At 70.9% G+C, this 11,675-nt stretch carries 11 protein-coding genes; 2 read left to right on the top strand and 9 right to left on the bottom strand.

Annotated elements, in window-relative coordinates; translation table 11 throughout:
• Positions 1 to 2: 2 nt before the first annotated feature.
• From E1286_RS12475 to E1286_RS12435, 9 genes are all read right to left on the bottom strand, one after another.
• Positions 3 to 881: an ATP-binding cassette domain-containing protein gene (locus tag E1286_RS12475; RefSeq protein ID WP_132611897.1), complete on the bottom strand. Its 879-nt coding sequence runs from the start codon at positions 879 to 881 to the stop codon at positions 3 to 5.
• Positions 881 to 1,822: an ABC transporter ATP-binding protein gene (locus E1286_RS12470; RefSeq protein ID WP_132611895.1), complete on the bottom strand. Its 942-nt coding sequence runs from the start codon at positions 1,820 to 1,822 to the stop codon at positions 881 to 883. The genes E1286_RS12475 and E1286_RS12470 overlap by 1 nt, the downstream gene beginning before the upstream one ends.
• Complete coding sequence (locus E1286_RS12465; RefSeq protein ID WP_132611893.1) at positions 1,819 to 2,703, bottom strand: ABC transporter permease; 885 nt, start codon at positions 2,701 to 2,703, stop codon at positions 1,819 to 1,821. Before E1286_RS12465 ends, E1286_RS12470 begins: the two co-directional genes overlap by 4 nt.
• Positions 2,700 to 3,695, bottom strand: a complete 996-nt coding sequence (locus E1286_RS12460; protein WP_132611891.1) for an ABC transporter permease — start codon at positions 3,693 to 3,695, stop codon at positions 2,700 to 2,702. The genes E1286_RS12465 and E1286_RS12460 overlap by 4 nt, the downstream gene beginning before the upstream one ends.
• A 67-nt stretch (positions 3,696 to 3,762) precedes the next feature.
• The gene (locus tag E1286_RS12455) at positions 3,763 to 5,517 is read right to left on the bottom strand and encodes an ABC transporter substrate-binding protein (RefSeq protein WP_132611889.1); all 1,755 of its coding nucleotides are present in this window, start codon (positions 5,515 to 5,517) and stop codon (positions 3,763 to 3,765) included.
• Between the two features lie 351 nt (positions 5,518 to 5,868).
• Entirely contained in the window at positions 5,869 to 6,468 is a 600-nt protein-coding gene (locus tag E1286_RS12450) for a response regulator transcription factor (protein WP_132611887.1), read from the bottom strand.
• Entirely contained in the window at positions 6,465 to 7,556 is a 1,092-nt protein-coding gene (locus E1286_RS12445) for a sensor histidine kinase (protein ID WP_132611885.1), read from the bottom strand. The genes E1286_RS12450 and E1286_RS12445 overlap by 4 nt, the downstream gene beginning before the upstream one ends.
• The gene (locus E1286_RS12440; protein ID WP_132611883.1) at positions 7,553 to 8,671 is read right to left on the bottom strand and encodes a sensor histidine kinase; all 1,119 of its coding nucleotides are present in this window, start codon (positions 8,669 to 8,671) and stop codon (positions 7,553 to 7,555) included. The genes E1286_RS12445 and E1286_RS12440 overlap by 4 nt, the downstream gene beginning before the upstream one ends.
• Before the next feature lie 51 nt (positions 8,672 to 8,722).
• Positions 8,723 to 9,721, bottom strand: a complete 999-nt coding sequence (locus tag E1286_RS12435; protein WP_132611881.1) for a glycoside hydrolase family 18 protein — start codon at positions 9,719 to 9,721, stop codon at positions 8,723 to 8,725.
• Positions 9,722 to 9,840: 119 nt separating this feature from the next.
• On the opposite strand from E1286_RS12435, the gene E1286_RS12430 reads away from it, so the two are divergent.
• A complete protein-coding gene (locus E1286_RS12430) occupies positions 9,841 to 10,746 on the top strand; it encodes an LLM class F420-dependent oxidoreductase (protein WP_132611879.1) in 906 nt (301 codons plus the stop codon).
• A gap of 41 nt (positions 10,747 to 10,787) precedes the next feature.
• On the top strand, positions 10,788 to 11,675 hold an 888-nt coding region (locus E1286_RS12425; RefSeq protein ID WP_132611877.1), incomplete at its 3' end, for a 3' terminal RNA ribose 2'-O-methyltransferase Hen1.

The following is an 11,675-nucleotide window of genomic DNA, read 5'->3' as shown; positions in this document are numbered from 1 at the left end:
TCCTATTGACAGGTGCTGAGCCGGGCGCAGGCCACGAAGTGCCCCGATCCGGCCTCGGCGAGCACTCCGGTGCCGCCGTTCAGGTGGTAGGCGCAGGTGTCCACGGGCGTGGCGTCGTCCCAGGGCTGGTGCAGGCGCGGCACGGCCGCCAGCAGCTCGCGCGTGTACGGGTGCAGCGGGCCGCCGAAGACCTGCCCGGTCGGCCCCATCTCCACGACGCTGCCCCGCCGCAGCACGATCGTGCGCTCGGCCAGGTAGGTGCCGAGGGACAGGTCGTGCGTGATGTAGAGAACGCCCAGCCCTCGCGACTTGAGCTCGGCCAGCAGGTTGAGCACCTCGATGCGGGTGGAGGCGTCCAGCATGCTGGTGATCTCGTCGGCGACCAGCAACCTGATCTCCAGCAGCAGCGCGCGGGCGATGAGCAGGCGCTGCAGCTGGCCGCCGCTGAGCTGGTGGGGGTACTTGCCGAGCACCTGGCCGGGGTTGAGACGCACGTCCCGCAGCGCGTCCTCGACCCGCGCCGCCCACTCCGGCCCGGGCACCGACGGGAAGTAGGCGTCCTTGACCATGGCGAACACCCGGTCGGCCTTGAACACCGGGTTGAACGAGCTGAACGGGTCCTGGAAGATTCCCTGGACGCCGCGGTAGAACTCCTTGCCCTGCCGCACCGGGCGGCCGTCGAAGGTGATCGTGCCGCTGGTGATCGGCTGCAGCCCGAGGATCATCCGGCCGATCGTGCTCTTGCCGCTGCCGCTCTCCCCGATCAGCGAGACGACCTCGCCGGGGGCGACCTCGAAGCTCACGTCGCTGACGGCGGTGAGGCTCCTGCCGCCGAGTGCGCCGATCCTGAACCGCTTGGTGACGTCGTCGAGTCTGAGCATCAGGCCTTCCAGCAGGCTACGTGGTGGTCGGGGGCGAGCTCGGTCACCGGCGGGTCCTCGCCGCACTCCTCGCCGGCGAGCGGGCAGCGGTCGCGGAAGCGGCAGCCCGCGGGCGGGTCCAGCAGCGACGGCGGGCTGCCGGCGATGCCGTCGAGCCTGCGGTCGGCGTAGCGGACGCCCACCTCGGGCAGCGAGTCGAGCAGCAGCCGCGTGTACGGATGCCGGGGCGCCTTGACGATCACGTCGGCGGGGGCCTTCTCGGCCAGGCGGCCGGCGTACATGACCATGATCGTGTCGGCGATGTGGTGGGTGAGGGCGAGGTCGTGCGTGATGAAGATCATGCTCTTGACGTAGCCGCTGTCGCGGAAGCCGAGCAGGGCGCGGGCCACGGCCTTCTGGGTGGAGACGTCGAGCGCGGAGGTGACCTCGTCGGCGATCAGCAGGGACGGGTCGAGCAACGTGGAGATGACCATCACCATGCGCTGCCGCATGCCGCCCGACAGCTCGATCGGGTAGCGGTCGAGCACCGCGGGCGGCAGGCCGACGTGGGCCATGCGGCTCTCCAGCTCGGCGGGGTCCACCGCGGCGCCGCGCGACCTGAGCAGCTCGGCGACCAGTCTGCGAATCTTGCGGGTGGGGTTGAGCGCGCTCATGGCGTACTGCGGGATGAGGGAGACCCGGCGGAAGCGGAAGTCGTTCATCCTGCGGTCGTCGTCGATCGGCAGCTCCTCGCCGTCGAGCGCGACCGTGCCGCCGGTGCGGCGCATGCGACCGTCCATGCGGATGAGGGCCTTGCCCAGGGTGCTCTTGCCGCAGCCCGACTCGCCGACCAGCCCGAGGATCTCGCCGTCGGCCAGGTCGAAGGAGACGCCGTCGAGCGCGCGCACGTCGCCCTTCAACGTCCTGTAGTGCACCCTCAAGTCGCTGACCTGCAGGCTCATAGCTCCCTCAGCTTCGGGTTGAAGACCTCGTCGAGGCCGACGTTGGCCACGTAGAGCGCGCCGACGACGGCGGTGATGGCGGCGCCCGGCGGGACGAACCACCACCACATGCCGAGCTGGAGTGCGCTCCACTGGGTGGCGTTCTGCAACATCAGGCCGAGCGAGACGGCGTCGGTGGGGCCGAGGCCGATGAAGTCCAGCGACGAGGCGATGAGGATGGAGCCGCCGAACAGCAGGATGAACGTCATGAACAGGTAGGAGCTCATGTTCGGCGCGATCTCCCTGGTGATGATCCGCCAGGTGCCCGCGCCGCTCATCCTGGCCAGGTCCACGAACTCGCGCGAGCGCAGCGTGAACGTCTGCGCCCGGATCGCCCGCGCCGCCCACGGCCACTGCGTCAGGCCGATGAACAACCCCTGCACGGCCACGCTGCGGATGCCGAGATAGGCGTTGACGATCAGCAGCACGGCCAGCGCGGGGATCACCAGGACCACGTTGGTCAGCATGTTGAGGACCTCGTCGACCACGCCGCCCCGGTAGCCGGCGGTGAAGCCGACCAGCATGCCGATGACCGCGGCGATGCCGCCGCCGATCGCGCCCACCGCGAAGGTGCTGCGCAGACCGTGCACGAACTGGGCGAAGATGTCCTGGCCGAAGGTGGTGGTGCCGAACCAGTGCTCGGCCGAGGGCGGGCTCATGGGGCGGGGGCCGTACTGGTTGGGCGGCACGTCCGTGAACAGCGGCCCGACCAGGCCGAGCACGAGCAGCACGGCGACGACGCCGAACCCGGTCAGCAGCTTGCCGTTGCGCACCGCGAAGTACAGCGCCTCGCGCCGTACGCCCTCCCGCTCCTGAGGGGTGACTTCCTGCAGCGCCGTCATGCGTCAGCACCCGCCATTCCCGCCCGCGTCCTGGGGTCGACCACGACGTAGACGATGTCGATGATGAAGTTGGCGATCAGCACGCCGAGCACGATGAACAGGAACGTGCCCTGCAACAGGAAGAAGTCACTGTTCTGGATCGCCTTGAGGATGAGGCTGCCGAGCCCCGGATAGGCGAAGACGATCTCGGTCACCAGCGCGCCCGCTACGATCACGCCGAGCTGCAGCGCCAGGCCGGTGATCTGGGGCAGGACGGCGTTGCGGAAGGCGTACCTGCGGATCAGCCTGGACGGGGCGCCGAGCGCGGACAGGTAGTTCGCGTAGTCCGACTCCAGCTCATAGATGATCATGTTGCGCATACCGATCGCCCAGCCGCCGAGCGCCACCAGGAACAGCGACAGGAACGGCAGCGCCCAGTGGTGCAGCAGGTCCAGCAGGAACGCCCACGACCAGGTGGGCTGCATGGAGAAGCTGTAGCCGCCGGCCACCGGGAAGAGACCCGCGACCACGCCGAGCCCCCAGGCCAGCAGCACGGCCAGCCACATGTACGGGGTGGCGGTCAGGATGTAGCCGATCGGCAGGACGGTGTTGTCGAGCACCCGGCGGCGGGCGGCGTACGCGCCGAACCAGTTGCCCACCACCCAGCTGAGCAGCACCGACGGCACCACCAGAGCCAGCGTGTACGGCACCGCGTCGGCGATCACCGTGCCGACGGGCGTCGGGAACAGCCATATGCTGAGCCCGAAGTCGCCGCGCAGCAGCGCGCCCCAGAAGCTGAGGTACTGCTGCCACAGCGGCTGGTCGAAGCCGAAAAGGTCGTTGTAGTAGGCCCGCATGGCGGCCACGGCCTGCGGCTGGGTCATGTTGGCCCGGGCCACCATGCTGGCCACCGGGTCGCCCGGCATGAAGCGCGGGATCATCCAGTTGACGGTGACGGCGACGAAGAACGTCAGCCCGTAGACGAGCAGTTTCCTGCGGAAGTAACGGCGCACGTGTGTCTCTCCGTGAAGGGCCCCCGCCCCCGGGGCTCTGCGGGGGCGGAGGGAGGGGTCGTCCCGGTCAGGAGCCGGCCGGCTGGAGCTGCGTGAGCGTCTCGAAGCCGCCGAGCTCGAACCAGTTACGCCACATCACGGCGCCGGTCTTGGGGGCGTTGCCCTGCGAGGAGGGCCAGTTCTTCCACGCGCTGGTGCTGTGCTGCGCCCACAGGCCGTTGTACCAGAGCGGGATGACCGGCAGGTCGTCCAGATGGATCTGCTGGAGCTGGGAGGTGATCTTCTGCATGCCCGCGACGTCGTCGGTCTTCACCCGGTCGAGGTCGCGGACGAGGTCCCAGGCCCGCTCGTTCTCGTAGCGGGCGAAGTTGACCGTGTTCTGCTGCTCCAGGACGGGCATCTTGAACATGTACTCGTAGTAGGTGTAAGGCGAGTTCGACAGCTGCCGCTCGTTGTTGATCAGCAGGTCGAAGTTCCCCTCGGTACGCTGCTCGACCAGCGCGTTGAAGTCGGGGAACTCCGCCGTGACGGAGATGCCGGCCTCCTTGGCGCTCGCGGCGATCGAGCGGGCCGACTCCATCCAGTCGGTCCAGCCCGACGGCACGATGAGGGTCAGCTCGATCTTGGAGCCGTCCTTGTTCTCCACGAGTCCGTCGCCGTCGCGGTCGCGGTAGCCGGCGTCGGCCAGCAGCTGCTTGGCCTTGGCGGTGTCGAACGTGAAGCCCGCCGAGGAGACCACGTCCTGGTCGACGAACTTCTCCCACTGCGGCAGCAGCCCGGTGGGGCTGGCGGGGCGCACCAGGTTTCCGTACACGCTCTCGACGATCTGCTTGACGTTGATCGAGTGGGCCAGCGCCTTGCGGAAGGCCGCGTCGTCCATCGGCTTCTTGGTGGTGTTGGGCACCAGCCAGGCGGTGTTGGCCGACAACATGTACGGCGGCTCGTTGTAGTACGTCGTCAGCCCGAAGTTGCCCTGCACCAGGTTGGCCACGCCGGGCAGGAAGTTGTTGCTGAGGTCGAGCTGCCGCTGCAGCAGCATGCCCATCGCGACCTCGTTGCTCGGGGTGGCGATGTCGACGATGTAGCGGGGCTTGGGCTCCATGTTCAGCGCCGTCTTGCCCCACCAGTCGTCGCGGCGCTGCAGCACCACGCGGTCCTGGTCCTTGCGCAGGATCTTGTACGCGCCGGTGCCGACCGGGTTCTCGTTGACGCCGTCCAGGACCTCCTTCTCGGAGCGGTCCTTCCAGACGTGCTGCGGGACGATCGAGCGGCTGTAGAGGTTGAAGTCCCACTGCTGGTAGTTGGCCTGGGAGAAGGTGAAGCGCACCGTCTGGTCGTCGACCGCCTCAATGCCCTCCAGCCAGTTCCACAGGTCGTGGTAGGGGACCGTCTCCATCTTGCCGAGCTCGTAGGAGAACTTGACGTCCTCGGCGGTGAACGGCTGCCCGTCGGACCAGGTGATGCCGGGGCGGAGCTTGACCTCGTACGTGGTGTCGTCCGACCAGGCGCCGCCGGCGGCCAGCCAGGGCTTGAGCTGTGCGTTGACGGTGTCGTAGTGGAACAGCGTCTCGTACACCAGGCCCTTGGTGCCGACGGCCGAGTCCCACTCCCTGATCGGGTTGAAGTTGGCCGGCGGCCCCCACTGGGTGCCGGTGGTGTAGAGGGTCTCGCTGCGCGGCAACTGGCCGGGGTCGGCCACCGCGCCCTGGCCGCCCTGAGGCTGCGAGGCCGCCGGCGACGGCGTGGATCCGCCGCTGGTGCAGGCGGAGGCGAGCAGGCTCGCCGCCACGAGCGGGATCATGAACCGAGCCCGGATACGCATCGCTACTCTCCTTCCTCCGCGCGCGGCGCGAAGGTTCGCAGTCTGCCGAGACACCCCGATGGGCCGGCTTCCGACGGTGGTTGGGAGCGCTCCCAAAAGCGGCGCGCACAACGCCCCCGCCCGGAGACCGGTGAGCGATCAGTCTTCACATGGACTCATGGCCCGAAAGGGCCTGCTGAACCGGATAAGTACCGCGAACGTAAATTCCGTGTGACCGTGGAGTCAAGGGCTGTGACGCTTTCGAGACGTGGCCCTGCAAACGCTCTCAGCGGTGAGCGGCCGACCGGTTCGACGAGGCCGGCCCGCCCATCTGCGGCGGGCCGGCGTCATCACAGCAGCGTCACATCAGCGTCAGATCCAGCCCATGCGCTGGGCCGTGCGGATGGCCTCCAGGCGGTTCTGGGCGCCCAGCTTGGTCATCGCACTCGACAGGTAGTTGCGCACGGTGCCCTCGGTCAGGTGCAGCTCGCCGGCGATGCGCGCGATCGTCGCGCCGTCGCCGGCCAGGCGCAGCGCGTCGCGCTCGCGCTCGGTCAGCGGGCTGTCGCCCGCCGCCATGGCCGCCGCGGCCAGCTCCGCGTCCAGGTAGCGGCCGCCTCCCTGGACCTTGCGGATGGCCATCGCCAACTCCTCCGCCGAGGCGTCCTTGCCGAGGAAGCCGCTGACGCCCGCCGCCATGGCCCGGCGCAGGTAGCCGGGGCGGCCGAGGCTCGTCAGAATCACGATCTTGCACTGGGCGCTGATCTGCTCGGCGGCGCTCAGGCCGTCCATGCCGGGCATCTCGATGTCGAGCACGGCCACGTCGGGGCGGTGCTCGGCGACGGCGGCCACGACCTCGTCGCCCCGGCCCACCTGGGCCACGACCTCGATGCCGTCCTCCAGGTCGAGCAGCGCGGCGATGGCGCCGCGGATGAGGTGCTCGTCGTCGGCCAGCAGCACGCGGGTGCTCATGCCGGCACCGCCGCCCGCAGCATGTAGCGGTCCTCGGGAACCGGCCGCGCCTCCAGAGTGCCACCGGCGGTGCGTACCCGCTCGGCCAGGCCGGCCAGGCCGATCTGCGCGTGCTCGCCCACGGGCCCGCTCACGCCGTCGTTGGACATCTCCAGCACTCCATCCTTGATTGTGATCGTGCAGCGTTCGGCCTTGCTGTGCTTGAGCACGTTGGTGGCGCCCTCGCGGACGACGGTGGCCAGGAGCGTACGGGTCTCCGGCGCCAGCGAGCCGGTCTCGGCGCGCACGGTGCAGCGCACGTCGGCCGCCTCCAGCACCGCCCGCACGCTGGCGAGGACCTCGTCCAGGTCGAGGGCCCGGTAGTTCTGCACGGTCGCGCGCACCTCGCGCAGCGACTTCCTGGCCAGGTCGCGCACCTCGAACATCTGGGCCGCGGCGGCCTCCTGGTCGGCGCGCAGGGCCCGCTCGGCGCTCGCCGTACGGGCCGCGGCGTCGATCAGGCTCTGGCCGAGCAGGTCGTTCAGGTCGCGGGAGAAGCGCAGCCGCTCCTCCGAGACCGCAAGCTGGGCCAGGGCGTCCTGCCCCTCGTGGGCCTCCTTGGCCACCCGCCAGAGCCAGAGGTTGGCCAGCACACCACCGACGCTGATCGCGGTCAGCACGCTCTGCATCACGAAGAACGGCGGCTCGAAACCCTGCGCCAGCGTCACGTACAGGTTGAGCACCGCGATCGACGCGATCGACAGCACGATGACGGTGCGCCTGCGGACGAACGGCGCCAGGGCGGACAACCACGGCGGGTGGGCCCACATGATCGGGAAAATCGACAACAGCGCGACGATGAGACCGCTCACCACGAGGACGGCGGTGGGCCGCGAGCCCTCCCGCAGAGCCACCCGGAACGACCGCATCGCGAGCACCTGGAGGGCGAGCAGGAGCACGGCCGCGACGGCGACCACCTGCCACGGCATCCCCATCCCCATGCGGACGTACAGGTCGTAATAGCCGACGAAGGAGATCAGGACCACGAAGTCCGTGGTGTAGACGATCAGCCAGCGGATCTTGTCGAGCTTCGTCGCGCGCCGGATCACGCGGGCACCGCCGCGCGCAGCAGGAACTCACCCGTCGGCGTCGGCTCGGCCGAGAACGAGCCGCCGGCCGTTACCAGCCGCTCCGACAGGCCGCGCAGGCCGCTGCCGGGGTCGGCGGCTCCGTCGCGGACGCCGTCGTTGCGCATCTCCAGCACCCCTCGGTCGATGGTGATCGCGCAGCGCGTGGCGGTGCTGTGCTTGAGCACGTTCGTGGCGCCCTCGCGCACCGCCCAGGCCAGCAGCGCCCTGGCGGCGGGCGACAGGCCGTCGGCGCGCACGTCGACGACGCACCGGGCGCCCGCGGCCTCCAGCGCGGCGCGTACGCCGGCGAGCTCCTCCTCCAGGTCGAGCGTCCGGTAGCCGTCGACGGCGAGCTGCACCTCGGTCAGCGCGTCGGCGGCCAGGCGGCGTACGTCGGCCATCTCCGCCTCGGCGCGCGCGGCGTCCTTCGTCGACAGCTTGGCGGCCAGCTCGCTCTTCAGGCTGATCACCGCGAGGCTGTGGCCGAGCAGGTCGTGCAGGTCGCGGGCGAAGCGCAGCCGTTCCTCGGCCACGGCGAGCCTGGCCTTGGCCTCCTTGCCGTCGTGGGCGTCCTTGATCGTCCGCCAGAGCCAGCGCCACACCAGCATGGCGGCCACCAGCGCGACCCCGCTCAAGATCTCGCTGAACAGCACGCCGGCCCAGTGGCGGCCGGTGACGGACGAGCTCCACCAGGTGGCCAGGCTCACCACCACGATGCCGAGGACCACCGTGGCGCGCAGCGACAGGTAGAGCGCGGCGGCCGACAGCCACAGCACGCCCACCTCCATCCAGTTGGGCGTGGCGGCCAACTGCTCATGCGGCAGCAGCACCAGCGCGCCCGCCGCGCACGCCCCGGCGACGAGCAGTTTCGGCGACGGGCTTCGAGGGCGGTCGTAGGTCTCCCGCATCAGGAAGGGGAAGAGCCCGTACAGGCCGAGCTGACAGGCGACGGCGGCGACGAATTGCGGCAGGGAGATCGCGCCGTGCTCCCAGTGGATGACGGTGAGCACGAGGAACATCACGGCGAACATCGCCACCATGCCGTCCATCCAGTACAGAAGGAGCTTGCGTGCCGTCTCCGGACGTGCCGCCATCACGCCCTCCCCCGCAGACCAGAACCTTGCCGCCTGCCCGGAATCCTATCTTCAGGGAGAAGTGCTCCAAAGAATGCGCAAAACGTCGGGTATGGGGTTGACGCCGCGGAGTGACAACCAGGCCAGGCCGTGACGGTCGGCGTAGGCCGCCAGCGTACGGGCGTCCGCCCGGCTCAGGTCGCCCGCGCCGGCCAGCACCGGCGTGAGCGCGATGCGCGGCCACGCCTCCTCCGGCGTGGCCAGGCCGTGGGCCCGCGCGATCTGGTCGCGGGCCGCGCGCACGGCCGCGGCCATCCTGCGCAGCCGGCCGTCGCCGGCGGCCCGCGGCTCGACGGTGGCCAGCAGGTTGACGGTGGCGACCTCGGCGCCCTCGCGGCGGGTGAGCCGCAGCATCGTGACGTCGGACGGTTCCAGCCCTTCGGGGGTCAGCGGCAGCGTGAGGACCACCCGCAGCGGGCGTTCGTGCTGCACCGCCCGGAGGGCGCGGGCCCGGCGCAACACGGCGGCCCGGTCGGCGCCGTCGCGGACCTCGAACTCGACGGCCTCGGCGCCGAACGCCCCCACCACCCGCCGGTAGGCGGCGGCCAGCGCGGCCGGACGCGGGCAGGCCACGGCCAGCTCCTTCCCGCCGGGGCCGCCGAAGATCGGCACGGCGTCGCCGCCGAGCGCACGCAGCCGCCCGATCCGGTTGGCGACGGGGTTCCTCCCGAGGGCGAGGCGGCCGGTCCACCGCGGCGCGCAGCCGTCGCCGCCCGCGACGAGGTGGCCGAGCGCGTAGTGGCGCACGCCGCTGCGGCGGGCCTCCCCGGGCAGGTCCAAGCCGGGGTCGCGGGCGGTGTCCACGAACTCCACGAAGGCCGGCGGTGGCTTCTGCGGCGGCGGGGCGACGGTGATCGTCGGGGAGACGGCCGGACGCGCCGCCACGGGCGGGCGGGCGGCGTCGGCGGGGAGCAGGCGGACCGCCACGGCGGTGGCGGCGGCGAGCGCGAGTGCGGCGAGGACGGCGAGCGGACGCGGGAGCAGGCCGGGCTCCCTGTTGTGCCGAGACATGGACCACCCCACGTAGTCGGTCGGCTACGGTACGACACCGGCGGATGAACGCTAGCAAGCCGGGCGACTCGGCGTGGGGCTTTTCCGATTCGCGTCCGATGTGTGCGGATAATGTGGTCATGAAGCTGCGGATCTTCACCGAACCACAGCAGGGCGCCACATATGACGACCTGCTCACCGTCGCTCAGGCCACCGAACGCCTGGGTTTCGACGCTTTCTTCCGGTCCGACCACTACCAGCGGATCGGTCCCGGCGACCCGGGGCCCGGCCCGACCGACGCGTGGATCACGCTCGCCGGTCTGGCCAGGGAGACGTCCCGGATCCGGCTGGGCACGCTGGTCTCGCCTGCCACGTTCCGGCTGCCCGGGCCGCTGGCCATCAGCGTGGCGCAGGTGGACCAGATGAGCGGGGGCCGGGTCGAGCTGGGCTTCGGCACCGGCTGGTACGACGGCGAGCACTCGGCGTACGGCATCCCGTTCCCGCCGGTGGGCGAGCGGTTCGGCAGGTTCGAGGAGCAGCTGGAGATCATCACCGGGCTGTGGACGGCGGAGAAGTCGTACTCCTTCGAGGGCAGCTACTACCGGCTGGCCGACTCGCCGGCGCTGCCCAAGCCGGTCCAGCGCCCCCGGCCGCCGGTGATCATCGGCGGGTTCGGGGCGAAGCGCACGCCCCGCCTGGCCGCGACGTACGCGGACGAGTACAACGTGCCGTTCCACACGCCGGCCGAGACCGGGGAGGCGTTCGCGCGGGTGCGGCGGGCGTGTGAGGAGACCGGGCGCGGCCTGAAGTACTCGGTCGCGCAGACCACCGTCGTCGGCGCCGACCGGGCCGAGGTCGAGCGGCGCGCGGCCGCCGTCGGTCACGATCCCGCGCAGGGCCTGTGCGGCACGCCGGCCGAGGTGCTGGAGCAGATCGGGAAGTACGCCGAGCTCGGCGCCGAGCTGGTCTACCTGCAGATCCTCGACCTGCACGACATCGAGCACCTGGAGCTGATCGCCGCCGAGGTGCTGCCGCACGTCGGGTAATCCGTTGGCGGCGCTTTGCGCCGTTGGGGCAGACTTGGGCCGTGCTGCTGATGATCTCCACGACGGCGACGCCCGCGACGGATCTGGGCTTCCTCCTGCACAAGCACCCCGAGCGCGTGCAGGAGTTCGGCCAGTCGTTCGGCACGGCGACCGTCTTCTATCCGGAGGCCGGCGCCGAGCGTTGCACGGCGGCGCTGCTGCTGGACGTCGACCCCGTCGCGCTGGTCAGGTCGCGGGGCAAGGGCTCGCCCGACTTCAGCCTGTCGCAGTACGTCAACGACCGCCCGTACGCGGCGTCCTCGCTGCTGGCGGTGGCCTTGGCCGACGTGTTCCGCACCGCGCGGGCGGGCCGTTGCAAGGCCCGGCCCGAGCTGCCCGGCACGCCGCTGCCACTGGAGCTGCGGCTGCCCGCGCTGCCCTGCAGGGGCGGGCCGGAGCTCGCACAGCGGCTGTTCGAGCCGCTCGGGTGGGCGGTGGACGCGCGGCCGGTGCCGCTCGACGAGGGCTTCCCCGAGTGGGGTGAGTCCCGTTATGTCGGGCTCACCCTGCGGGGCACCGTCCGCGTGGCCGACGCCCTCAACCACCTGTACGTGCTGCTGCCGGTGCTCGACGACGCCAAGCACTACTGGATCGCGCCCGACGAGGTGGACAAGCTGGTCAGGGCCGGCGAGGGCTGGCTCGCCGGCCACCCGGACCGCACCCTGATCACCCGCCGCTACCTGGGCCGCCGCCGCGCGCTCGAACGCACCGCCCTGGCCCGCCTCGCCGAGCTGGGCGACGACCTGGAAGAGCGCCTCGACCCCCCGATCGACGAGGACCCCACCGACCCCACCACCGAGACGGACGCCGACCCACGCGCCCGCTCCACCCCCGAGACGGACGGCGTTCATCCCCGTCCCGCCTCGGAGCGGGACGGCGCTCCTGACCCC

Source organism: Nonomuraea terrae (genome assembly GCF_004348995.1).
GTDB classification, from domain to species: Bacteria; Actinomycetota; Actinomycetes; order Streptosporangiales; family Streptosporangiaceae; genus Nonomuraea; species Nonomuraea terrae.
Note: the sequence above shows the minus strand (reverse complement) of the source record. Positions and strands in the feature narration are given on the sequence as shown.